Below are 23,453 nucleotides of genomic sequence, written 5' to 3' on the forward strand. Positions count from 1 at the left end.
ACGGATTCGCGTCCATTCGCGGTTCTCTTTCACACAAACCCCCGTCACGGGCGGCCCGTGACAACGAGGGATGAAACGCACCTTCGGGAAGCAGCCCCCTGATAGGGGCGAATGATCATTCGCCCCTACAGGCCGTGCACACGAATGCAACGAGGTCGCGTTCCATATAAGCTGAGAGGGCGGGGGCTTTCACCATCCCCGTGGAGGCGTCGGCCGTTGATCCGGAGGATCCGTCGTGTTATGGGCAAACACCTAAACTGAGCGATTTTTTCTTCGGGTGTCTTTTACACCGCGTGATTAGCGGGCGGGGATAAACCCCGCCCCTACCCAATGGATCCGTGCCCTTTTGTAGGGGCGGGCTTTACGCCCGCCCTTCAGAACCTGTCCATGAGAAAGAATCGTCCAATTCAGGGAACAGTGAAATCTCTTGAGGCAGGGAAGCGGAAACGATGAAGATCGCCGTCCTTTCGGACATTCACGGCAATCTGGAGGCCTTCACCAGCGTGCTGGACGACCTGGCCTCCACGGCTCCCGACCGGGTGGTCTGCCTGGGCGATGCCATCGGCTACGGTCCCGATCCGGAAGAGGTGGTGAGGATCCTTTCCCGCAAAGGGATTCCCACCCTCCTGGGAAACCATGAGCTGGCGGCCATCCGCCCGGAATACCTGGACTGGTTTAACCCGTCGGCCCGGTGCTCCCTGGAACGAACCCTGGAACTCCTTTCCCCCGAAGTCCTGGACGTCCTGCGCACCTGGCCTTCCGTGCTGGAAGTGGAAGGCGCCCTGTGCGTCCACGGCTGCCCGCCCGATTCCATTACGCGCTATCTGTTCGAAGTGGCGGCGGAGGAGTTTCCGAAGCTCTTCGGGTCCTACCCGCACAGGCTCTGTTTCGTGGGGCACACCCATGCCCTGCGCTGGATCTCCTGGGACGGCGCCACCTTAGAAAAGGGGCCTTTCGGCCGTCGCCCCCTGAAGCTCCAGGCCCACAGGCGATATATCCTCAACGTGGGCAGTGTGGGACAGCCGCGGGACGGGGACAACCGGGCCAAATACGTCTTGTGGGACACGGAATCGGACACGGTCCGGGTCCGATGCGTCCCTTACGACATCGCCGCCACGGCGGAAAAGATCCTGGCGCTGGGATTTCCCCGCATCAACGCCGACCGTCTGTGGTGACAGGGCTCTCCCGGCCGGCCCGGCGTGCGGGGACAAACCCCGCCCCTACGCGAAACGTTCCTTACCGGGAGGACTTTTCGCTCCCCGTTCAAAACGGGATCAACCCGGCGGGATTCCGCAATTCCCCGCAGGCTCCAGCCTTCCGTCTCGAGGGAATGACGAAGTCGGGAAGGCTCTTTGGGCAGACGACCTTGAGATAACACGCGAGGATCGATGCGCAGGATCGACGGATACACGGTGCTGGGAGGGCTGGGTCGGGGCGGCATGAGCCGGATCTTCCGCGTTCGGGAAGAACCGTCCGGCCGCATTCGGGCTCTTAAGATCCTGGAACCCCATCCCCTGCTGCTCAAGACCACCGGGGAGGAAGCCGTTCGGCGGCTCTTCGCACAGGAAGCGGAGGTGATGAAGTCCGTCCGGCACCCCCACGTGGCCACCGTGGTGGACTCCGGGGAACACCAGGGACGGCCCTACCTGGTCATGGAGTATTTCTGCCACAGCCTGGCGGACCGCATCGGGGAGACGCCGATCCTGGAAGAACCCACCCGGCCTCTGCCCGCCGGGGAGTGCTTCCGGGTGGTGCGGCAAATCCTCTCCGGCCTGGGAGCCCTCCATCGGGCCGGGATCATCCACCGGGACATCAAGCCGGCCAACATTCTTTTGACGGATCGGGGAGACGCCAAGATCATCGACTTCGGCCTTTCCAAGATCCCCGGACGTCCCGTCTCCCTGCGGCCCCAGGTGATCGTGGGAACTCCCTATTATGCGGCCCCCGAACAGGAAAGGGACGCGGAGGCGGCCGACCAGGCGTCGGACCTTTACGCGGTGGGCGTTCTCCTTCACAGGATCCTCACAGGGAAGGTGCCCGAGGACCTTTCCTTTCACCAGCTGCCCCTTCCCTTCGACACAACTCCCTGGCAGGCGTTTTTCCGCAAAGCCTGCCACCCCGACCCCTCCCGGCGGCACCCGGACGCCGACGCCATGCTTCGGGATCTGGAAGCGCTTCAAAGCGGTTTCCTCCGGGAGTTGGATGCGGTGTGCCGGTTGTGGCACGAGGCCGCCCCCCGAGCGCTCGGCACGGCCGGTCTCCGGAAGATCCCCGTCAAGGTGCGATTCAGGGAGGCAAGGCGCTTCTTCCGCCTGGATCCGCTGTGGCGGCCGGAACGGGAACCGGCCGACGACCTGATGGTGGACGGCGAAACCGTATGGGACCGGGCCACCGGGCTGGTGTGGCAGCGGGCCGGATCCGCGGAACCGCTTCCCTGGGATGCCCACAAGGATTACATCGCGCACCTGAACGACTCCGCCCGGGCCGGCCGCACCGACTGGCGGCTTCCCACGGTGGACGAGCTGTGCAGTCTGCTCAAGCGGCCCCGGTACCCGGACACGTACTGCCTGGAACCCGTCTTCGACAGGCGATGCCGGTTTCTTTGGAGTGCGGACCGGTGTTCGTTCCGTTCGGCCTGGTACGTGGACACGGATCTGGGTTATGTTTGGCGGCAGGATTTTTCGTGCCTCTTTCACGTGCGCGCCGTGGCGGGCGGAAACGGCAAGAGGCCCAAACCGAACGATTCTTTTGTCGGATTGTCATATCACCGCGGGATGAGCGGGCGGGGATAAACCCCGCCCCTACCCAACGGGTTCGTGTCTTTTCGATAGGTGCGGGCTATACGCCCGCCTGCGCAAATCGCACGGCGGGAATGAATCGCCCAATTGACGAAAGAAAAAGGAGAGGACCGTGAGGTGGGTGGAAAGGCTGCGCATCTTCCTCTTTGAAGGAGAACGGACCCTCAGCTCGTCCTACAAGGAAAAGGCGGCCTACGTGGCCCGCCTTCTCTACCTGACGGTCTGGAAGTTCAACCGGGACTTCTGCTTCGACCGGGCGGCCAGCTTGGCCTTCGCCACCATCATCTCGCTCATTCCCCTGGCCGTGCTTTTCGTGAGTTTCGTGGGCCTGCTGGGCGGCGGCGAGGAAATCATCAAGTACGTCCAGGACAAGGTCTTTCCGGTGGTGGCCCCGGAGTTCCAGGACGAACTGGTGGGATGGCTGGAAAAGTACATCTCCCCCACGGCCTTCCGGGCGGGGCCGGCGGGGATCATCAATCTGGCCGCCGTGGTGGGCCTGGTCATGGCGGCCCTGAACATCCTGATCACGGCCGAACGGGTTTTCAACCACATCTGGAGGGCCAAGGGAACCCGGCACTATTTCCAGAAGGTGACCGCCTTCTGGGTCCTGCTCACCTCCAGCCCCTTTCTCATTCTGGCCTCCATCTGGGTGGGAAACGTGATCGCACCCAAAGGAGGCGCCGTGGAAAACTTCCTCAACACCCACTGGTGGGCCGGGGCCGCCTACCGGGGCCTGGCGCCGCTGCTGGTGGAAGCCACCTGTTTTTCTCTCATCTATCTCTTTTTGCCTTCCACCCGGGTGCAGATGCGAAGCGCCGTGGCGGCGGGTCTCAGCGCCGCCGTCCTCTGGGAACTCTCCAAGCGGGCCTTCTACCTCTACGTGGCCCGGGCCGTCACGGTCACCAATTTCTACAAACAACTGGCCACGGTGCCCCTCTTCTTTCTCTGGCTCTTCCTCACGTGGATCATCCTGCTCTGGGGCGGCCAGCTGGCCTATGCCCTTCAGAATTTCAAGACCCTTTCGAGGCTCCAGGAAAAGGGCCTCACCGGCCACAAGTATTCCCTGCCCTTCCTGGGACTCACCCTGCTCTTTTCCATCCACGAAGCCTTCGTGAAAGGCCAGGATCCCCCGGCGCTGGAGGATCTGGCGGACCGCCTGGAAATTCCCATGGAGGAATTGGAGGATCTGGCCACGACCTTTTGCGAACAGGGCATCCTCATGGAGGACGCCGGCCGGCCCGGACGGTACGGTTTGAAGAGGCACCCGGCGACCGTTTCCATCGAGGAGGTGGTCCGCCGCCTTTTCGAAAAGGAATTTCCGGCGGAGGCTCAGCGGTTCGCCCCCCATGCCGAAACCCGGCCCGCGGAAGAGAAGCTGAAGGGAGCCCCCGTCACGACCGCCGACGCCCTGTTTCGCCGGGCCTACGGCCAGCTCATGAAGGTCTTCGCCGGTAAGACCCTGGAGGAGGCCCTGTGCCGGCTGGGAACCTCAGGGGCGGAGCCGTCCGGCGGAAGCGACGATTCCCCGGCGAAGACCCCCGATCCAGCCTCCGCAGACCTTCGACGCTGAGAATCACCGCTTTTCCCGTAACGCCGCCCTTCAGGGCTTCGGAAGCCCGCCCGAACGCCGGACAGGCCGTCGGGTGCTGCCTGTCCTTTCATGGGGTGACGTGGACCCCTTCCCGCACGGGCTCCTTGAGGAGACTGTCTGAAAACGCCGGAGATGGCCGCTTTTTTCGTAGCGCAGCCCTTTAGGGCTGCGGAGGAATCCGCGAACTTCGGGCAGACTTTCGAGTATTCCTTATGACTTCATGGGGTTACGATAAACCCTTACCGCGGGGCTGAAGCCCCGCGGCTACGAAGGCAACCCAAATCTCCGGCATCTTGAGCCGGAGAGCCATTGTCGGACAAGCTCCTTGAGGGGGGAAATTCCTTCCGGTTCCTTTTGAACGGCACCGGCCGAAGGCCGCAGCGGAAGTCAAACTCCTTGCCCTTTTCCGAGATTTCCGGGTAACCTGAACGCCCAAGAAGCACGAATGAACGCCAATGGAGGGGAGTGGAAATCGATCGATTCATGGGCTTTCACACTTTCCAAAACCCTGAAGGAATCCATGACGCCGACCTCATCGCCCTGAACGGTGAGACGCTGGACCGCTCCACGTGGTTCCAGCGGTGCCGCCGGGTGGTGTTGAAGGTCGGAAGTGCCGTTCTGACGGGATCCCGCGGCCTCGACCGGGTCATGATCCACCGGCTGAGCGACCAGGTGGCGGAGCTTCGCCAGCGCGGCCATGAGGTGGTCATCGTCTCCTCGGGGGCCGTGGCGTCCGGGATGCGCAAGGTGGGCCTCAAGGAACGCCCCCGCACCATCCCCCAGAAACAGGCCACGGCCGCCATCGGCCAGACGTTCCTCATGCACGCCTGGGAAGAGGCCTTCGACAAGTTCGAAATCCTCACGGCCCAGATCCTTCTGACCAACGAGGATCTGGCCCACCGCCACCGGTACCTCAACGCCCGAAACACCCTGGAAACCCTCCTGGACTGGAAGATCATCCCCATCATCAACGAAAACGACACGGTGGCGGTGGAGGAGATCAAGTTCGGGGACAACGACCAGCTCTCGGCTCTCATCGCGGGCCTGGTGGGGGCCGACATCGTGGTGAACCTCACCGACACCCAGGGCCTGTACGACTGCGATCCCCGCACCCACGCCGATGCCTGCCTCATCCGGGTGGTGCGCGGCTTCAGCCCCAAGGTGCTCGCCTGCGCCACGCCCCAGCCCGGGTCCGTGGGCACCGGCGGCATGTGGAGCAAGGTGAACGCCGCCAAGAAATGCCTGGCGTCGGGCATCCCCATGGTCATCGCGCCGGGCCGGGAAAAGGACGTGCTCCTTCGCCTCTTCGAAGGGGAGGTCCTGGGGACCCTCTTTCTTCCCAAGGAACGGCTCTACCACGGCAAGAAGGTGTGGCTGGCCAACCTCCCCAAGCCGGCGGGCGACCTGGTGCTGGACCCGGGGGCGGTGCGGGCCCTGCAAAAGTCCGGAAAGTCGCTGCTTCCCATCGGCATCCGCGAAGTGCGCGGATCCTTCGGCGTGGGAGCCCCCGTTCGCTGCCTGGCCGAAGACGGCACCCTGGTGGGGGTGGGACTCACCAATTACAAGGCCTCCGAGATCGAAAAGATCAAAGGCCGGCACAGCCACGAAATCGAAGGGATCATCGGCTACAAGCATTCGGACGAGGTGATCCATCGGAACAACTTCGTCCTGGCGGAACCGGCGGAGATCCAGGATTAGGAGCCTGTCCGACAACGGCGGAGACGACCGGTTTTTCGTGTAGCGCAGCCCTTTAGGGCTGCGAAGGAGCCGCCGGGAGTCGGACAGGCCTCGGATAGCGGCTGTCACATGCCAGGCTTACGATGGCCCCTTCCCGCGGGGCGGAAGTCCCGCGGCTGCGAAGAGAGCGGAAATGCGTCGACCCACCAAAGGAAAGCGGGGATCTCGACGGTGGCGCTTGCTTCATGTAGGGGCGGTTCGCGAACCGTCCCTACGCAAACAACGGGGGCTGCGGGGGCGAATGATCCTTCGGCCCTCCAGCGGCCTTTGTCCCAATGGGAATGAGTGGCAGGTTCCAAAGGAGGAGACACGGTGGGAATTCGGGATGAGATGATCGCCATGGGAGAACGGGCCAAGGCGGCGGCCCACGAGATGGCCAAGGCGGACATGGAAACCAAGCGGATGTTCCTGGAACGGACCGCCGAGCGGATCCTGGATCAGAAGGACCGGATCGCGGCCGAAAACGCCAAGGACATCCAGGCGGCGGAATCCAAGGGGTTGCCCAAGGCCAAGGTGGATCGCCTTCGCCTGACCGACAAGGTGCTGGGGGAGATGACCGACGGACTCCGGCAGGTGGCGGCCCTTCCCGATCCCGTGGGCCAGATCACGGGCATGTGGACCCGCCCCAACGGCCTTCGGGTGGGCCGCATGCGCATCCCCCTGGGCGTGGTGGGCATCATCTACGAATCCCGGCCCAATGTGACCGTGGACGCCGCGGGGCTCTGCATCAAGGCCGGAAACGCCGTGATTCTCAGAGGCGGCTCCGAAGCCATCCATTCCAACCGATGCCTGGCCTCCATCCTCCAGGAAACCCTGAAAGAGACGGGCCTTCCGGAAGCGGCCGTGCAGGTGGTGGGCACCACGGACCGGGAGGCGGTCCTGGAGATGCTCAAGCTGGAAGAACACATTGACGTCATGATCCCCCGGGGCGGCGAGGAGCTCATCCGGTTCGTGGCGGAAAACGCCCGCATGCCCGTGCTCAAGCACTACAAGGGCGTCTGCCACATCTACGTGGACGAGGACGCCGATCCGGACATGGCGGAAAGGGTCTGCCTGAACGCCAAGGTCCAGCGGCCCGGCGTGTGCAACGCCATGGAGACGCTGCTGGTGCACCGGAAGATCGCCCCCACGTTTCTGCCCCGCATGGCCGAGGCCTTCCGCCGTGAGGGCGTGGAACTCAGGGGATGCCCCGCCACCCGGGACCTGGTGCCGGACTGCACGCCGGCCACGGAGGAGGACTGGGCCGCCGAGTACCTGGACCTCATCCTGGCGGTCCGGGTGGTGGAATCCATGGATGAGGCTATCCGGCACATCACCCGCTACGGCTCGGCCCACACGGAAGCCATCCTGACCGAGAACTTCGACCGGGCCATGCGCTTCGTCCAGGAGGTGCAGTCGAGTTTGGTGCTGGTGAACGCCTCCACCCGCTTCAACGACGGTTACCAGTTGGGGCTGGGCGCGGAGATCGGCATTTCCACGTCCCGCCTCCACGCCTTCGGCCCCATGGGGGTGGAAGAACTGACCACCACCAAGTTCATCGCCTTCGGCGCCGGGCAGTTGCGGACGTAAAGGCCATGCCGGACGAGGGACGGAATCGCATAGGGATCCTGGGCGGAACGTTCAACCCGGTCCACCTGGGCCATCTGCGGATGGCCGAAGAGGCCCTGGAGATCCTGTCCCTCCAAAGGTGCGTCTTCATCCCGGCCTGGGTCCCGCCCCACAAGCCCAACCAGAAGATCGTGGCCTTCGAACACCGCTGGCGGATGCTGGAAAGGGCCGTGGCCCCCCAGCCCCACTTCCGCCTTTCCGACGTGGAACGCCGCCTTCAGGGAAAATCCTATACGCTCATCACCCTGAAGACCCTGAGGGAAGAGATGGGGCCGTCCACGGCCCTGGTCCTTCTGGTGGGAGCCGACGCCTTCTTCGAGATACACACCTGGTGGCAATACCGGGAGATCTTCCGGATCGCCTCGGTGGCCGTCTTCGACCGGCCCTTGCCGCAACCCGCCGATCCCCTGGCCTATCTGAGGCGCCACCTTTCCGATGACTACCGCCGGGAAGAAAAAACCTCCCGGTACGTCTCGGACCGGTTCCTGCCGGTCCGGTTCCTGGAAACCACGCGCCTGGACATTTCCTCGTCCCGCATCCGAAAGAAGGTGGCGGAGGGGAAATCCGTTCGATTTCTGGTTCCCGACGCGGTTCTGGATTATATTAAGCAAAAAAGGCTATACGTGCCTGAGAGCATGAACCGCGAGCATGAAGGAGGTTAGCCATTTCCGTGAAAGAACCGGTGAACAAGAAGGTCAAGATGAGCCCCCTGGAGAAGGCCCTTTCCTGCATCCGTGAAGCGGACGACCGCAAGGCCATGGATCTGGTCCTTTTGGACGTGTCCAAACTCACGTCCTTTGCCGATTACTTCATCATCTGCAGCGGCCGGTCCAGCCGTCAGGTGCAGGGCATCGCCGATGCGGTCCGCTCGAAACTCCGGGACCTGGGCATCCGCCCCTACGGCGTGGAAGGGGAGCGGGAAGGACAGTGGGTGCTCCTGGACTACGGGGACGTGATCATGCACATCTTCTACGAGCCGGTCCGCGCCTTCTACGACCTGGAAAGCCTGTGGTCCGACGCTCAGGTGGTCTCCCTGGAAGCCCATCTGACCAGGCGGGCGGGAGAGACGAGCTAGGAGGCTGTCCGAAGACGCCGAAAATGAACGGTTTTCTCGTCGCGCAGCCCTTTAGGGCTGCGGAGAAACCCCGGACGTCGGATGGGCTAATCGGCTATTAGCGGTCACTTCATTGGGTTACGGTGGTCCCTTTTCGCGGGGCTGAAGCCCCGCGGCTACGAAAAAAGTCGGGGCCCTTGTCATTGGATGCAGGAAACCTGTTCTCGGACAGGCCCCCAGGGGGCAAGAAAGAGAACCGCGGATGAACGAGAACAGACGCCAAGGAGTAGGGGCGGGGTTTATCCCCGCCCGTCGATCGCGCGAAGATGCAAAGGACGCGGCCGGAGAATCGCTCGGTTTAGGAAGGCAGCCGATTGGTTTCAGGACGCACCCGGATAGCCGGACACTTTGGTGGACACAGCAATGAAACGACAAGCTCGCTTTCTCGTGGCGTTTTCCCTCTTGCTCTCGCTCCTTCTGGGATCCGCGTCCGCCTGGGGCCTGGATCTGAAGGAAGAAAAAGAGCTGGGCCGCGAAATCCTCGACATGGTCCGGAGGCACTACCGCCTCATCAACGACGAAGAGGTGGCCGGCTACGTCCAGTCCGTGGGGCAAAGGGTGGTGAAAAGCCTCGGGGCGGCCCACTACGACTACCGGTTTTTCGTCGTGGACGACAGCACGCCCAACGCCTTCGCCATCCCCGGAGGGTACGTCTTCCTCTTCCGCGGCATCATCGAGCTGATGGATTCGGAAGCCGAACTGGCCAGCATCATCTGCCACGAAGTGGCCCACGTTCAGGCCCGTCATATCCACAAGCGCCTGGAAAAGGGGCGGATCCTCAACATCGCCGCCATCGTGGGGACGCTGGCGGGAGCGTTTCTGGGGCTGGAAGGAGATGCCGCCCAGGCCATCGCCGCCGGCTCCATGGCCGGCGCCAAGGCGCTGGAGCTCAAGTACAGCCGCGAAAACGAAGAAGAGGCGGACCGTCTCGGTTTCAAATACCTGTGCGCCGCCGGCTACGACCCCAAGGCCATGGTGTCCATCATGCGCAAGATGAACCGCATGAGCTGGCGGAGCGACTCCCGGATTCCCTCCTATCTGCTCACCCATCCCGCCCTGGGAGAGCGCGTGGGGTACTTGGAACTCCTGGCCCAAAACGCTGCGGCCTCCGGCGGCACCTGCACCGTGAGAGACCCCATGGGGGATTTTCCCCTGGTGCAGGCCGTGCTCATGAGCCGCCACACGGACCCGGCGGTGGCCCGGGACCGCTTCCGGGCTTGGCTCGACGACGACAGCCACAAGGTCGGGGCGTCCTATGGACTGGGTCGCCTGGCCCTGGACAGGGGAGAGGTGGAAGAGGCGTTGCGCCATCTGCGTCAGGCGGCCGCCTGGAAGCCGGACAGCTCCCTCATCCTGACCGCCTTGGGCGACGTGTACCACAAGATGGGGCGGTTGGGCGAGGCCCGGAAGGCCCTGGAACAGGCCCTGGAGCGGGAACCCGACTCACCGGTGGCACATCTTCGGCTAGGGCTGGTTCTCCAGGACGAAGGCCGGTGGCAGGAAGCCCTCCACCATCTCCGGAAGGCCGAGACCCTGGCCCCCTACAATCCCCGGCTGGACTACCACCTGGGGATCCTCTACGGGCGCATGAACCAACTGGGCGAAGCCCACTACTTCCTGGGCCGTTACTACCAGCAGATGGAAGACCGGAGGCTCGCACTCTTCCACTATGAAAAGGCGCGCTCCCACCTGAGCGAATCCGATCCGCGGCGGAAGGAAATCGACGACGCCCTGGAGGAGATGGACAAGAAACGCCCCCGCACCTGAGCCCCGCAGGCTTTCTCAATACCGCTTGACGTCCTCCAACCCCCGGTGCTAGTGATCTTGCCACACTGAGGGGAAGGAAAGGTCTGTGTTTCGACGGAATCGTCTCTTAACGAACGGGGGACCGGGAGGGACGCATGAAGGTCTTAGTCAGCGACGCATTGGCCGAATCGGGCATAGAAAAGCTCCGGGCGATACCGGACTTCGAGGTGGAGGTCAATACGAGCCTCACCCATGAAGAACTGTGCCAGATCATCAAGGAATACGACGCCCTGGTGATCCGAAGCGCCACCAAGGTCACCCGGGAGGTCATCGAGAATGCCGATCGGCTCAAGGTGATCGCGCGCGCCGGCATCGGTCTCGATAACGTGGACATCAGCGCCGCCACCAAGCGGGGCATCGTGGTGATGAACACCCCGGAAGGCAACGTGATCACCACGGCCGAACACACCATCGCCATGCTCATGGCCCTGAGCCGAAACATCCCCCAGGCCACCCAGTCCATGAAGGCGGGCAAGTGGGAGAAGAAAAAATTCCGCGGCAAGGAGGTCTTCAACAAGACTTTGGGCATCATCGGCATCGGCCGCATCGGCCGCGTGGTGGCCGATCGCGCCAAGGGCCTCAAGATGAACGTCATCGCCTTCGATCCCTACATCGGGCCGGAAACCATCAACAAGCTGGGGGTGGAAGCGGTCACCCTGGAGGAGCTGCTGGCCCGGGCCGACTACATCACGGTGCACACGCCCATGACCCAGGAGACCCGCAATCTCATCAACAAGGACGCCTTTCGGAAGATGAAGCGCGGGGTCTTCATCATCAACTGCGCCCGCGGGGGCATCGTCAACGAACAGGACCTTTACGACGCCATCCAGGAAGGGATCGTGGCGGGAGCCGCCCTGGACGTCTTCGTGGAAGAGCCCCCCAAGGACCACCCGCTGCTGGCTCTGGACAAGGTGATCGCCACCCCCCACCTGGGCGCCTCCACGGATGAGGCCCAGGAGAACGTGGCCCTGGCCGTGGCCGATCAGGTCATCGACTACCTGCTCCACGGAACCATCCGTAACGCCGTGAACGCGCCGGCCATCGACGGCGAGGTTCTGGCCACCCTGTGGCCCTACCTGCAGCTGGCCGAAAAACTGGGAAGCCTGGTGCAGCAGATCACGCCGGGGGCCCCGGAAGAGATTTCCGTGGAATACGTGGGCGAGGTTTGCAGCGTCAAGGACCTGAAGCCGCTGACCATCTCGGTGCTCAAGGGCATTCTCACGCCCATGCTGGGCGAGCAGGTGAACTTCGTGAACGCTCCGGTGCACGCCAAGGAGCGGGGCATTCGGGTCACCGAGAGCACGCGCACGGAAGCCGAGGATTTCACCAACCTCATCAGCATCTACATGAAGACCTCCAAGGACGAAAACCTGGTGGCCGGAACCATTTTCGGAAAGAAGGACGTCCGGCTGGTGCGCATCAACGACTTCCGGCTGGAAGCGGCCATGGAAGGCCATCTGGTGCTCATCTACAACATCGACACGCCGGGCACCATCGGCGCTATCGGCACCTGCCTGGGGCGCCACAACATCAACATCTCCATGATGGACGTGGGGCAGGTCCTGGAGCGGGGCCAGAACATCATCTTCCTGCGCACGGACACCCCGGTTCCCGAGAACGTGGTCCAGGAGCTGCTTTCGCTGGAAAACGTCAACATCGTGCAGATCCTAGAGCTTTGAGCGTGGGGTAAGGACCATGGAAGAGCAGGAAAAGAAGGGCTTTGTGGTTCGCGATCGTCGAAAGGTTTCCCTGGATGACCTGGAAGGGGACGTAAAAAAGGAAGAGGCCAAGGAAGAAAAGAAACCCGACGAGCCGGCCAAGGAAGAGCCGAAGACCGCCCCCGGAGAGGAATACGCCAAAACCCGGACAGAGGCTCGCCGCTATCCGGAAGTGACCTTTTCCACCTTCGTCTTTTCCCTGAGCTCCTCCGCGCTGGTGCACCTGGGGGAAGTCCCCGATCCCGTCACCAACAAGGTGGAAAAGGACCTGGCCCTGGCCAAGCAAATCATCGACACCTTGGCCATGTTGGAGGAAAAGACCCGGGGCAACCTGGAGCGGGACGAGCAGCAGCTGCTCCAGACGGTCCTCTACGACCTCAGGCTCCGCTTCGTCAAGCAGAGCGGAAAGTAGGAGCTTGCCTGACAATGGCCTGATCCCCGTGGCGCCTCAGCCACCTCGCCCCTGACCAAGAGATGGGCGGAGATCAACGATTTTGTAGGGGCGGTTCGAGAACCGCCCCTGCGACTCTCGATTCCAGCCATGAAAATCCTCCACACACCGGCCAAGATCAACCTCTGGCTGGAAGTCCTGGCCAGGCGGCAGGACGGATATCACGATCTCTCGACGCTCATGCTTCCCGTGTCGGTTTACGACACGCTGGAGGTGGAGCTCGACCCGGCAGGCCACCGGATTTGGATCCAGGTGGAGCCGCCGGGAATTCCCACGGACGAGAGGAACCTGGTCTGGAAGGCGGCCTCTGCCTTCTTCCGGAAAACGGGGCGGCCCGTGGGTCTTCGGGTGAGGCTTGTGAAGCGGATTCCGTCGGCCGCAGGCCTAGGCGGGGGCAGTTCCGACGCCGCCGCCATCCTTCTCTTCCTCAATGAAGAAGCGCACGAGCCGTTGCCGTTGAAAGAATTGCTGGACGTGGCCGCCACCGTGGGTGCCGATGTGCCCTTCTTCCTGCTGCGCCGTCCGGCTCTGGCCACGGGTATCGGTGAGATCCTGAGCCCCGTGGAGAACCTTCCCGAGTACCCTCTGGTGCTCATCAAGCCTCCCGTGGACGTGCCAACTGCCTGGGCCTACGGGAGATTAAAGTTGACAAGGGGGGGGAGCCGCATTAGAATCGCCACGCTGTTGGCTTGTCCCCGCAACCCGGCGCCATGCCTGGAAAATGACCTGGAAGAGGCGGTTGTTTCCCGGCACCCGGTGATTGAAAATATCAAGCGCTGGCTGATGCGAAACGGGGCCGTAGGGGCGCTCATGAGTGGAAGCGGCCCTACGGTTTTTGGCGTCTTTGAGACGTGGGAACAGGCTCGGGCGTTGGAAGTGCGGGCGAAGAAAGACTGGCCCGAAAGCTGGAGTGCGGCCGCCACGACGCTGACGGGCCGCGAGCCTGGTCCTCATCCGGACGGGCATTGGGGTGTCGCCAAGGGGTAAGGCACGGGTCTTTGGAACCCGCATTCGGAGGTTCGAATCCTCCCACCCCAGCCATGTCGGATACCGGCGGGGACCCTTCAACTGGTGATGCGGGTCGGGATGGCCCATGTTTGATCGGATCAAGATCTTCGCCGGCTCTTCCAACCCGACGTTGGCCCGGGGGATCTGCCACAGCCTGGGACTCTCGCTCAGTGCGTGCCTGGTTTCGCGGTTCTCCGACGGAGAGATCCGCGTGGAACTCCATGAGAATGTTCGAGGGGTCGATGCCTATGTGGTTCAGTCCACGTGCCGGCCGGTCAACGAGAACCTCATGGAGTTGCTCCTTTTGGTGGATGCGCTCAAGCGGGCTTCGGCGGCCAGGGTGACGGTCGTCATTCCCTATTACGGCTACGGGCGGCGCGATCAGAAGGACAAGCCGCGCGTGCCCATTACGGCCAAGATGGTGGCCAACCTGCTGACGGCCGCGGGAGTGGACAGGATCATTTCCTGCGCGTTGCACGCCGGGCAGATTCAGGGCTTTTTCAAGGTGCCCGTAGACGACATCCCCGGCCATTGGATCTTCGCCGAGGAGCTTCGAAGGGTGCTGACCGGTGGCGAAGTGATCGTGGCGCCCGACGCGGCGGGGGTGGCGCGGGCCCGGGAGGTGGCCGAAAAGTTTCACCTGCCCTTGGCCATCATCCACCAGGAAGCCGAGACGGCTTGGAGCCGGCCCCTGGTGGTGGGGGAAGTGGGCGGTCGCCCCGTGGTGATCTTCGACGACATGGTGGATAGCGGCCGCAAGCTCTGCGCGGCGGCCCGGGCGGCTTGGGAGGAAGGGGCCGAAGACGTAACGGGCTTTTGCGTGCACCCGGTACTCTCCGAAGGCTCCCTGGAACGCATCGAAGCATCCCCGCTCAGCCGGGTCGTGGTGACGGACACCATCCCCCTCCCGCCCGGCAGAGACGAAAGCGCCAAGATAAAGACCGTGACCGTGGCGCCGCTGCTGGCGCGCGTCATCGAAAAGGCTCATCAGGGGGCATCCGTAAGTGAGCTCTTCACCTGAACAGACTGGTTCAGGTGTCTTATTCCTTTGGGAGGCGAAAACAAAATGACTTTGGAACTGACAGCGAAAGTGCGAACGGAAACCGGCAAAGGACCTGCGCGGCGATTGCGCCAGCAAAACTGGATACCTGCGGTGTGCTACGGACCCAAGACGGAACCCTTGGCCCTGAGCGTGCCCGAAAACCTTCTGGCCAGCTGCCTCCGGGACATGGGCGAAGAATCCCGCCTCATCCCCCTGGTGGTGGATCACGGGGAGAAGAAAGAACGCAAGCAGGTCATGATTCGCGACCTGCAGCGCCACCCCTACAAGCGCAAGGTGGTTCACGTGGACTTTCACGAGGTTCCGCTGGACGAGCCCATCGCCGTGGACGTGCCCTTGGAACTGACGGGCGAGCCCGTGGGGCTGGAAAAGGGCGGGATCCTCAACCAGATCCGACACACCCTCTCCATCCGGTGCCTGCCCACCGAGATCCCCGAAAAACTCACACTGGACGTGAGCGGCCTGGATGTGGGAGAATCAATTCACGTTTCCGACCTGGCAGGCAAGTATCCCTTCGAGCTCCTGGACGAAGGGCGTTACACCGTGGTGACAGTGGCCGCCCCCGCCGTGGAAGTGACAGAGGAAGCGGCTGAAGAGGCGGCTGAAGAGGAGTCAACTGAAGGTGGAGAGGAGGTGACAGAGGCCTAGGTTGTAGGGGGTTGTCCCCGCCAACTGCCATGAGTCACGACACGCTCACACCGACCTCCGTGTTCCTGATCGCCGGATTGGGAAACCCGGGGCCCCGATACGACGGAACCCGCCACAACGTGGGATTCCGCGTGGTCGACCGGTTGGCCCAACGGTTTTCCATCCCGATGCAGGAGCGGAAGTTTCCGGCTCACTGGGGTGAGGGCCGCATCGGAGGCCGCAAGGTCGTGTTGGTCAAGCCCATGACCTACATGAACCGAAGCGGGGAAGCCGTGGGCCCCATCCTTCGGTACTACCGGTTGCCGCCCGAGGCTCTCCTGGTGGTCCACGACGATCTGGATCTGCCCCTGGGGCGCATCCGGATCGCGCGCAGGGGAGGCACCGGGGGGCACCGGGGGGTCGCTTCGATCATCCAGACCTTGGGCGGCGGTGAGTTCGCCCGCCTGAAGCTGGGGATCGGCAGACCCCGTTACGGCGAGTCGGTGGAAGCCTTCGTGCTCGACGGGTTCTACTCGGACGAGCTGGAGGCGGCGGAGGAGATGGTGGACCGGGCGGCGGCCGCGGCCTTGGCGGTGCTGGCGGATGGACTGGAGGCGGCCATGAATCGTTTCAATCAGCGCCGAAAGTCCACGGATCAGCAGGCGGATCAACCCGGGGATTGACCTTTTTTTTGCGGTGTCAAGTTAAATTTTGCACAAGGTGAAGGAGGATGGGAGCGATGCTCGAGTACACGACCTACGCACCGGTTTTTGGAGTTGCCGGGTTTTTCGTGGCCTTCCTGATCTATTCCTGGATCAAGAAGCAGCCCAACGGCAACGAGAGGATGCAGGAACTTGAAGAAATGATTCACGTGGGGGCCATGGCCTTCCTGAAGACCGAATATTCGGTCCTTCTGATCTTCATCGCCATCGTTTTCGGTCTGCTCTTTGTCGGAATCAATCCCCAGACCGCCTACTGCTTCCTGGGCGGGGCGGCCTGCTCCATCCTGGCCGGCTTCACCGGCATGACCGCCGCCACCCGCGCCAACTCCCGTACGTCCTGGGCCGCCAACCAGTGGGGCCAGGCCAAGGCTCTGACCGTTTCCTACTTCGGCGGCGCCGTCATGGGTCTGGCCGTGGCCAGCCTGGGTCTCTTGGGCGTGGGCATTGCCTACTACTTCTTCGGCGGTAACGTGGAAACGGCCAACTACATCAACGGCTTCGCCATGGGCGCCAGCTCCATCGCTCTCTTCGCTCGTATGGGCGGCGGCATCTACACCAAGGCGGCCGACGTGGGCGCCGACCTGGTGGGCAAGGTGGAAGCCGGCATCCCGGAAGACGATCCGCGCAACCCCGGCGTCATCGCTGACAACGTGGGCGACAACGTGGGCGACATCGCCGGTATGGGCGCCGACATCTTCGAGTCTTACGTGGGCTCCATCATCGCCACCATCGCCATCGCGGCCACCATGCCCAAGGACTTGCTCCACGGCGCCGACCGGATGGCTTACATGGCCATGCCGCTTCTGACCGTCATGGTCGGTCTGGTGGCTTCGTTCCTGGGCGTCTTCAGCCTGAAGGCCATGGCCGGCATGGCTCCCCAGAAGGCTCTGCGCTACACCACCTTCGTGGCCGCCGGCGCCTTCGTGGCGGTGACGTACTACCTGAACCAGCAGCTGGGCCTGCCTATGGGCGTCTTCTGGGCCGTGGTCTCCGGTCTGGTGGTGGGCATCATCATCGGCCTCCTGGCGGAGTACTACACCTCCATGGGCCCGGTCCGAAAGATCGCGTCCCAGTCTGAAACCGGCCCCGCCACCGTCATCATCAGCGGTCTGGCCGTGGGTATGGAAAGTGTGGCCCTGCCGGTGCTCGGTATCTGTGTGGCCACCTACATCGCCTACACGACGGCCGGCATCTACGGCATCGGCATCTCCGCCGTGGGTATGCTCGCCACCGTCGGTGCCACGATGACCGTGGACGCCTACGGGCCCATCGCCGACAACGCCGGTGGTATCTCCGAGATGGCCGAGCTGGGTCCCGAAACCCGCGCCATCACCGACAGCCTGGACGCCCTGGGCAACACCACCGCCGCCATCGGCAAGGGCTTCGCCATCGGCGCCGCCGCCCTGACCGCCGTGGCCTTGTTCCAGGCCTACTCCCAGGCGGCTCAGCTGGAAACCATCAACATCACCGATCCCTACGTGATCATCGGAGCCTTCGTGGGCGCCATCGTGCCCTTCCTGGTGGCGGCTCTGACCATGACCGCCGTGGGCGATGCGGCCTTCGACATGGTGGAGGAAATCCGCCGTCAGTTCCGCGAGATCCCGGGCCTCATGGAAGGCAAGGCCAAGCCCGACCCGGCCCGTTGCGTGGCCATTGCCACCAAGGGCGCCATCCGCAAGATGATGCTCCCGGGCATCGTGGGCGTGGCCGCTCCGGTTCTGGTGGGCTTCCTGGTCGGCTCCCATGCCCTGGGCGGCCTCCTGCTGGGCTGCACCCTCACCGGCGCCATGCTGGCCCTCTTCATGGCCAACGGCGGTGGTGCATGGGATAACGCCAAGAAGTACATCGAAGAAGGCCACTTCGGCGGCAAGGGTTCCGACAACCACAAGGCGGCCGTCGTGGGCGACACCGTGGGCGACCCGTTCAAGGATACGTCCGGTCCGACCATGAACATCCTGATCAAGCTGGTGTCCGTCATCTCGCTGGTGATCGCTCCGTTGCTCATCGGCTAAACGGATCCGGCCCGTTCCGTCGAGGGGGCTCCTCCCGCTGCGGGGGCGAGCCCCCTCTTTCTTTGCCCCCGCCGTTGTTTTTCCTCTCGTTTTATCGCTTTGCACTTGCACCCTGAGATGTTATTATCATTGACATTCTAAGGCCCTATGGGGCTCCACCGCGACCTTAAGCGGCAGAAGCCACTGCCGCTGGTTTCCGCGGACGACCGGATGGGCGCGTCGGTCCGTATTCACACGTCCTTGGGGGATCCGTGACGGTTCCCGTACGAGGACAGGGAGGGCAGCATGTTCAAGGTTGGGGACTTGGCTGTTTACCCCGCACACGGCGTGGGAAAGATCGAAGCCATCGAAACCAAGACCATCGGGGGGGATTCGCAGGATTTTTACATCATGCGAATCCTTGAAAACGACATGAAGATCATGATCCCGGTCCAGAATGCAGACATGGTGGGCCTGCGCCCCCTGATAAACTCGGAAGACGTGCCCAAGGTCTACGAGATCCTCCAGAGCCGAGAGATTTCCGTCAACTCCGCCACCTGGAACCGCCGTTACCGCGAGTACATGGAGAAGATCAAGACCGGATCCATCTATGAACTGGCCGAAGTGCTCCGGGATCTCACCGTCCTGCAGGAAGACAAGGAATTGAGCTTCGGCGAGCGCAAGATGCTGGAAACCGCCCGGGCGCTGCTCATCACCGAGGTGGCCATCGCCAAGGGAGTGGAAGAGGATCACATCTCGCAGGAAATCGATGCCATCTTGCAATAGCCCGACGGACACAAGGGGCGGTTCGCGGACCGCCCCTGCGGCCAACGCCCGCCATCGGCAAAAATCCCGCGGCAGTGAGAGGACGAGAAGACTTTGACCTGAATTGGACGATTCTTTCTCATGCACAGGTTATGAAGGGCGGGCATAAAGCCCGCCCCTACACAAACGCACGGACCCATTGGGTAGGGGCGAGGTTTACCCTCCCCTAATCACGCGGTGTAAGAGACATCCAACGAAAAATCGCTCAGTTTAGGTTTGACAAAGGACGACCATCCGTTACGGGAAGAACTCCCGGGGCCGCAGCAGGGGACCGGGGGTGGAGAGGGCCGACGTGGTTTTTGGCACTCCAGGAGTTTTCTAAAGAAAGGGGGTGAAGCATTTGGCTTGGGCCGGACTGGTAACCAAGATTCTTCTGGTAATCATCTGCAGTGTGGGCGGCTATCTCATCGCCGGCCAGATCGAACGGTTCGCCGCTGTCTCCTGGGCGCCGTGGGCCGGCGTCGCCGTCGGTTTCTCCTTTGCAATCATTGCCATTTGGCTCGTTAAATTCATCCGCCGCATTCCTCTCAAGGCCCTCATCGGAGGGACCCTGGGCCTTCTCGTGGGCCTTCTCATTGCCCAGCTCATCAGCTACGGATTTATCAGCGTGGAGAACACCACCATCCGCGTGGCCACCTATGTGGTGTTGGTCTGCATCTTCGGCTACGTGGGCATGGTGCTCGGCAGCATCAAGATCGAAGAGCTGGGTTGGCCCCATTGGGGTTGGCTCCATCGAGGCGTAACCAAGGGAGGAACCCTGAAAATCCTGGACACCAGCGTCATCATCGACGGGCGCATCGTGGACATTGTGGAGGCGGGCTTCCTGGAAGGTGTACTGGTGGTGCCGGAATTCGTCCTTCAAGAGCTCCAGCACATCGCGGACAGCACCGATTCGTCGCGCCGGGTCCGCGGCCGCCGGGGCCTGGACATGCTCAAGAAGCTCCAGGAAAGCGAACTGGCGGAAGTGCGCATCGAGCGGCAGGACTTCGACCATCTGCAGGAGGTGGATGCCAAGCTGGTGGCGCTGGCCCTGCGATTGAACGCGTCCATCGTCACCAACGACTACAACCTGTCCAAGGTGGCGGAAGTGCAAGGGATCCGGGTGCTCAACATCAACAAGTTGGCCAACGCCCTGCGCCCCGTGGTGCTTCCGGGAGAAGTTCTAAGGCTCCACATCCTCAAGGAAGGGAAAGAGCAGGGCCAGGGGATCGCGTACCTGGAAGACGGCACCATGGTGGTGGTGGAAAACGCCGCCAGCCTCCTGGGCCAGGAGGTGGAAGCGTCGGTCACCAGCATCCTCCAGACCACGGGCGGACGCATGATCTTCACCACCCTGAAATCGTCGGAACAGGGCCGACGCCATTGATGGGTGATGGTTGATGAGTGGTGAGTGATGGGGAATGGGGGAGAAGTGATCAGGGCCCCCGTTTTGTAAGGGGGAGTGGAGGAGGCAGAGGAACGGAACGGTGGAAGAAGAGAGGACCTATCAGGTCCAGGCGCAAGAGGCAGGACAGCGCCTGGACCTTTTTTTGGCTTCCAAGGACGCGGGGACATCCCGCAGCCAATGCAAGAAATGGATCGAGGAGGGCCGGGTTCTGCTGAACGGACGGACGGCCAAGCCCCGCCACCCGGTCCAGGCCGGCGACGAAGTCCGGGTCCGGGTGCCGGAGCCCGTAAGCCCGGAGATTACCCCCGAATTCCTACCCCTTCACATCCTTTACGAAGACGAGCATGTCGTGGTGGTCAACAAAGCCCCGGGGGTCGTGGTTCACCCCGGAGCTGGGCATGCTTCGGGGACCCTGGTGCATGGCCTTCTCGACCACTGCGAAAGACTCGCCGCCCAGGGAAGCCCTCTCCGGCCCGGCATCGTGCATCGCCTGGACCGGGAAACGTCCGGCGTCTTGGTGGTGGCCAAATCCGACCGCGCCTATCTCCGGCTCATCGAGCAGTTCAAAGAGCACCGTGTACGGAAGACCTATCTGGCTTTTGCCCATGGGAGCCCAAGACCCGAGAAGGGGGAATTGCGCACCCTCATCGGCCGCCACCCCATCGACCGCAAAAGGATGGCCGTGGTGGATCGAAACGGCAAGGAAGCCGTGACCCAATGGCGCACCGTCACCTCGTGGAACGACCAGGTGGCCCTCCTGGAAGTGCGCATCCTCACCGGCCGGACGCACCAGATCCGGGTCCACTGCCAACACCTGGGGCACCCCTTGCTGGGAGATCCCACCTACGGCGGGGGAAAGCGCAAGTCCCGGGCCTTGCCCCACCCCCGTATCCGAGACGCCGTGCTCCATGGGGTCCAACGGACCATGCTCCACGCCCGCCGTCTGGAACTGGAACATCCCGTCACCGGCGCCCCCTTGGTCTGGGAAGCCCCCGAACCGGAAGACTTCCTCTCCCTGCGCACGGCACTGGACGCCGCCGTCCGGGAACCGTGATCCGTGATCCGTGATGAGTGATGAGTGATGGCTGATAGCTGATAGGCCGTCCCCCCCTTTTTCAGAAGGGGGGCGGGGGCGATTGCTGGAGCGGGATGCCTTCGGGAAAGAGATCCACCACGTTGAGGCGGGGGCACCGCCGGTAGTCGTCCCATTCGATGCGAAAGACCACATCCGCGGGCCGCGGACCGCCCCCCGGGCCCTTGGACGCCCAGGAAGCCGCCCCGTTCCAATAGACCGCGGGAACGCCGCTTCGAACATCCCGGAGCGCCAGGTGCGCTCCCTGTTTACCAAAGGTCCGCAACCCTTCCAAAGGGACGTTTCGAGCCAGAAAGATCGGGGCCGGGTTGCCCACCCCGTAGGGTTCCAAGGTCAAAAGCGCTTCGTAAAGGTCCCGGTCCACCAGATCCGGAGCCAGTTCCAGGTCGATTCGGCCCCGCGGCACGAAAAGGTCCGGTTCCGCCTGCTGCGCCACTTCCTCGAAGCGCCGCGCAAACACTTCCACTCGGTCGGGTTCCAAGGTCACGCCCGCGGCCATCTTATGCCCGCCCCATTGAACCAGGAGATCGCTGCACAGGCTCAGGGCGTGGTGAACGTCATAGCCCGGGATGCTCCGAACCGAGCCCCTGAAGACGGGGGCGTCCGGATGGTCGGCCCCCAGAAGCACCACGGGCCCGTAAAGCAACTCCTGCTGCACCTTGGTGGCCACGATCCCCACCAGACCCGGGTTCCAGGAAGGATCGTCCAGAACCACAGTGCGCCTGCCGCTCGCCCCCTCCTGTATCCGCCCCCGAATATCGTCGAGAATCCGGGTGACATCCTTCTGGCGCCGGGCATTGAGACGCCCCAGCTCCTCCGCCAGGCGACGGGCGGCCTCCGGGTCCTCCGCCGTCAGCAGGTCGAAGGCTCGTGCCGGATCGCCCATGCGTCCCGCCGCATTGAGACGCGGCGCCATGTGGTAGGCCACCTCCCCCGCTCTCACGGGGCGTTTCTCCAAGCCCGCCGCTTTCTGCAGCTGGGCGAGGGGCATGTGGGCCGATCCGTTCAGGGCCTTCAGGCCCGCTCCCGCCAGGATGCGGTTTCCGCCGGTGAGGGGCACCATGTCGGCGATGGTCCCCACCCCCGCCAGGCTCAGGTAGCGGCCGTCCAGCGGCACATGACCGTGGGTGCCGTTGAGAGCGCGCCGAAGCCGGGTGAGGAAGAGCAGGGTCAGCCCCGCCGAACAGAACTCCTTGAACGGCGAAGGGCAATCCGGATGTTTGGGATTGACCAGGACAGTGGCCGGAGCCAGCCGGTCCAGTATCACCTCGTGGTGATCGATAACCACGACATCCATCCCCTTGCGGCGCGCAGCCGTCACCGCTTCCCGGTCCAGCGTGCCGCAGTCCAGGGCCACGAGCAAACGGCAGTCTTCCGCCGCCTCCACGGCGCGCAACGGCACCCCGTAGCCTTCAGCCCGGCGGGGAATCGCCACCCGGCGGTTTTCGTGTCCGATATCCCGCAGGAAAAGGTCCAGTTGGGCGGCGGAGGTGATCCCGTCGCAGTCGTAATCGCCCACGATCAGGATGCCGCTTCCCCGGACGATGTGCCGGGCCGTCACGTGGGCGGCCTCCTCCATGCCCCGCAGGGGAAGATAGCGTTCCAGCAAAGCCAGATCGATGGGCGGAAAGACGTCCGGGCCCAGACCGCGGGACCGAAGCACCAGATCCATCACATCCCGGGCGTTTCGGGGTTTTTCCGGACAAGCGAGCATCCATCGTCGCCGCGCTGGCTTCATGAAATAGACCCCCTTTTGGAAGTTGGGCTTCAAAAAGAGGGTGATTCTAGCACCTCACCTCCTGCCTGTCAGCCGCCCCGTGCCCCTGCGTCCCATGGCCGAACGACAGGGCCGGGGCTGACTTTTTCGCGAAATTCATTGACAAGTCGGGTTTGAAAATATTTGCTAGGATAAAAAAA

The 23,453-nt window shown here is 63.2% G+C and carries 19 protein-coding genes and 1 tRNA gene; 19 read left to right on the forward strand and 1 reads right to left on the reverse strand.

From position 1 onward, the window contains the following. The first annotated feature begins 449 nt into the window (after positions 1-449). The 19 genes from BUB04_RS06095 (at position 450) to BUB04_RS06185 (ending at position 21,497) form a co-directional block, all read left to right on the forward strand. Positions 450-1,175, forward strand: coding sequence for a metallophosphoesterase family protein (locus BUB04_RS06095; protein WP_073037949.1), 726 nt, complete (start codon positions 450-452; stop codon positions 1,173-1,175). Between the two features lie 213 nt (positions 1,176-1,388). Continuing rightward, on the forward strand, positions 1,389-2,792 hold the full coding sequence (locus BUB04_RS06100; RefSeq protein WP_073037950.1) for a protein kinase domain-containing protein: 1,404 nt from the start codon (positions 1,389-1,391) through the stop codon (positions 2,790-2,792). A 118-nt stretch (positions 2,793-2,910) separates the two neighbouring features. Further along, positions 2,911-4,368 carry a YihY/virulence factor BrkB family protein gene (locus BUB04_RS06105; RefSeq protein ID WP_073037952.1) on the forward strand — a complete coding sequence of 486 codons (1,458 nt, stop codon included), beginning with the start codon at positions 2,911-2,913 and terminating at the stop codon, positions 4,366-4,368. A gap of 486 nt (positions 4,369-4,854) precedes the next feature. After that, complete coding sequence (gene proB / locus BUB04_RS06110; protein WP_245795138.1) at positions 4,855-6,087, forward strand: glutamate 5-kinase; 1,233 nt, start codon at positions 4,855-4,857, stop codon at positions 6,085-6,087. Between the two features lie 351 nt (positions 6,088-6,438). Then, entirely contained in the window at positions 6,439-7,695 is a 1,257-nt protein-coding gene (locus tag BUB04_RS06115; RefSeq protein ID WP_073037954.1) for a glutamate-5-semialdehyde dehydrogenase, read from the forward strand. Between the two features lie 5 nt (positions 7,696-7,700). After that, positions 7,701-8,396, forward strand: a complete 696-nt coding sequence (gene nadD, locus BUB04_RS06120; protein ID WP_073037956.1) for a nicotinate-nucleotide adenylyltransferase — start codon at positions 7,701-7,703, stop codon at positions 8,394-8,396. Positions 8,397-8,404: 8 nt separating this feature from the next. Then, positions 8,405-8,809, forward strand: coding sequence for a ribosome silencing factor (gene rsfS / locus BUB04_RS06125; RefSeq protein WP_245795139.1), 405 nt, complete (start codon positions 8,405-8,407; stop codon positions 8,807-8,809). A gap of 402 nt (positions 8,810-9,211) precedes the next feature. After that, the gene (locus BUB04_RS06130) at positions 9,212-10,615 is read left to right on the forward strand and encodes a M48 family metallopeptidase (RefSeq protein ID WP_073037958.1); all 1,404 of its coding nucleotides are present in this window, start codon (positions 9,212-9,214) and stop codon (positions 10,613-10,615) included. 134 nt (positions 10,616-10,749) lie between these two features. Then, a complete protein-coding gene (gene serA / locus BUB04_RS06135) occupies positions 10,750-12,333 on the forward strand; it encodes a phosphoglycerate dehydrogenase (protein ID WP_073037960.1) in 1,584 nt (527 codons plus the stop codon). A 16-nt stretch (positions 12,334-12,349) separates the two neighbouring features. Further along, on the forward strand, positions 12,350-12,784 hold the full coding sequence (locus tag BUB04_RS18700) for a DUF1844 domain-containing protein (RefSeq protein WP_084076247.1): 435 nt from the start codon (positions 12,350-12,352) through the stop codon (positions 12,782-12,784). A 129-nt stretch (positions 12,785-12,913) separates the two neighbouring features. Continuing rightward, positions 12,914-13,810: a 4-(cytidine 5'-diphospho)-2-C-methyl-D-erythritol kinase gene (locus tag BUB04_RS06145; RefSeq protein WP_073037962.1), complete on the forward strand. Its 897-nt coding sequence runs from the start codon at positions 12,914-12,916 to the stop codon at positions 13,808-13,810. Further along, positions 13,790-13,864, forward strand: a tRNA-Gln gene (locus BUB04_RS06150). Before BUB04_RS06145 ends, BUB04_RS06150 begins: the two co-directional genes overlap by 21 nt. 52 nt (positions 13,865-13,916) lie before the next feature. Beyond that, a complete protein-coding gene (locus BUB04_RS06155) occupies positions 13,917-14,852 on the forward strand; it encodes a ribose-phosphate diphosphokinase (RefSeq protein ID WP_073037964.1) in 936 nt (311 codons plus the stop codon). Positions 14,853-14,897: 45 nt separating this feature from the next. Further along, entirely contained in the window at positions 14,898-15,539 is a 642-nt protein-coding gene (locus tag BUB04_RS06160) for a 50S ribosomal protein L25/general stress protein Ctc (RefSeq protein ID WP_073037966.1), read from the forward strand. 29 nt (positions 15,540-15,568) lie between these two features. Then, complete coding sequence (pth, locus tag BUB04_RS06165) at positions 15,569-16,201, forward strand: aminoacyl-tRNA hydrolase (protein ID WP_084076248.1); 633 nt, start codon at positions 15,569-15,571, stop codon at positions 16,199-16,201. A gap of 56 nt (positions 16,202-16,257) precedes the next feature. Next, a complete protein-coding gene (locus BUB04_RS06170; protein ID WP_218588381.1) occupies positions 16,258-18,252 on the forward strand; it encodes a sodium-translocating pyrophosphatase in 1,995 nt (664 codons plus the stop codon). Positions 18,253-18,537: 285 nt separating this feature from the next. After that, positions 18,538-19,017, forward strand: coding sequence for a CarD family transcriptional regulator (locus BUB04_RS06175; RefSeq protein WP_073037970.1), 480 nt, complete (start codon positions 18,538-18,540; stop codon positions 19,015-19,017). A 370-nt stretch (positions 19,018-19,387) separates the two neighbouring features. After that, entirely contained in the window at positions 19,388-20,422 is a 1,035-nt protein-coding gene (locus BUB04_RS06180; RefSeq protein ID WP_084076249.1) for a PIN/TRAM domain-containing protein, read from the forward strand. A gap of 100 nt (positions 20,423-20,522) precedes the next feature. Further along, complete coding sequence (locus BUB04_RS06185) at positions 20,523-21,497, forward strand: RluA family pseudouridine synthase (protein ID WP_073037972.1); 975 nt, start codon at positions 20,523-20,525, stop codon at positions 21,495-21,497. Positions 21,498-21,558: 61 nt separating this feature from the next. Here BUB04_RS06185 and BUB04_RS06190 read toward each other — a convergent pair whose 3' ends face one another. After that, positions 21,559-23,274: a single-stranded-DNA-specific exonuclease RecJ gene (locus BUB04_RS06190; RefSeq protein ID WP_143156378.1), complete on the reverse strand. Its 1,716-nt coding sequence runs from the start codon at positions 23,272-23,274 to the stop codon at positions 21,559-21,561. Positions 23,275-23,453 lie beyond the last annotated feature (179 nt).

Source organism: Desulfacinum infernum DSM 9756 (assembly GCF_900129305.1).
GTDB classification, from domain to species: Bacteria; Desulfobacterota; Syntrophobacteria; order Syntrophobacterales; family DSM-9756; genus Desulfacinum; species Desulfacinum infernum.

Bases quoted from the DNA above. Each gene is read 5' to 3' on its own strand.
- BUB04_RS06095 (WP_073037949.1), top strand. From the start codon at position 450: ATGAAGATCGCCGTCCTTTCGGACATTCACGGCAATCTGGAGGCCTTC.
- BUB04_RS06100 (WP_073037950.1), top strand. From the start codon at position 1,389: ATGCGCAGGATCGACGGATACACGGTGCTGGGAGGGCTGGGTCGGGGC.
- nadD (WP_073037956.1), top strand. From the start codon at position 7,701: ATGCCGGACGAGGGACGGAATCGCATAGGGATCCTGGGCGGAACGTTC.
- BUB04_RS06130 (WP_073037958.1), top strand. From the start codon at position 9,212: ATGAAACGACAAGCTCGCTTTCTCGTGGCGTTTTCCCTCTTGCTCTCG.
- serA (WP_073037960.1), top strand. From the start codon at position 10,750: ATGAAGGTCTTAGTCAGCGACGCATTGGCCGAATCGGGCATAGAAAAG.
- BUB04_RS18700 (WP_084076247.1), top strand. From the start codon at position 12,350: ATGGAAGAGCAGGAAAAGAAGGGCTTTGTGGTTCGCGATCGTCGAAAG.
- BUB04_RS06145 (WP_073037962.1), top strand. From the start codon at position 12,914: ATGAAAATCCTCCACACACCGGCCAAGATCAACCTCTGGCTGGAAGTC.
- BUB04_RS06155 (WP_073037964.1), top strand. From the start codon at position 13,917: ATGTTTGATCGGATCAAGATCTTCGCCGGCTCTTCCAACCCGACGTTG.
- BUB04_RS06160 (WP_073037966.1), top strand. From the start codon at position 14,898: ATGACTTTGGAACTGACAGCGAAAGTGCGAACGGAAACCGGCAAAGGA.
- pth (WP_084076248.1), top strand. From the start codon at position 15,569: ATGAGTCACGACACGCTCACACCGACCTCCGTGTTCCTGATCGCCGGA.
- BUB04_RS06170 (WP_218588381.1), top strand. From the start codon at position 16,258: ATGCTCGAGTACACGACCTACGCACCGGTTTTTGGAGTTGCCGGGTTT.
- BUB04_RS06175 (WP_073037970.1), top strand. From the start codon at position 18,538: ATGTTCAAGGTTGGGGACTTGGCTGTTTACCCCGCACACGGCGTGGGA.
- BUB04_RS06190 (WP_143156378.1), bottom strand. From the start codon at position 23,274: ATGAAGCCAGCGCGGCGACGATGGATGCTCGCTTGTCCGGAAAAACCC.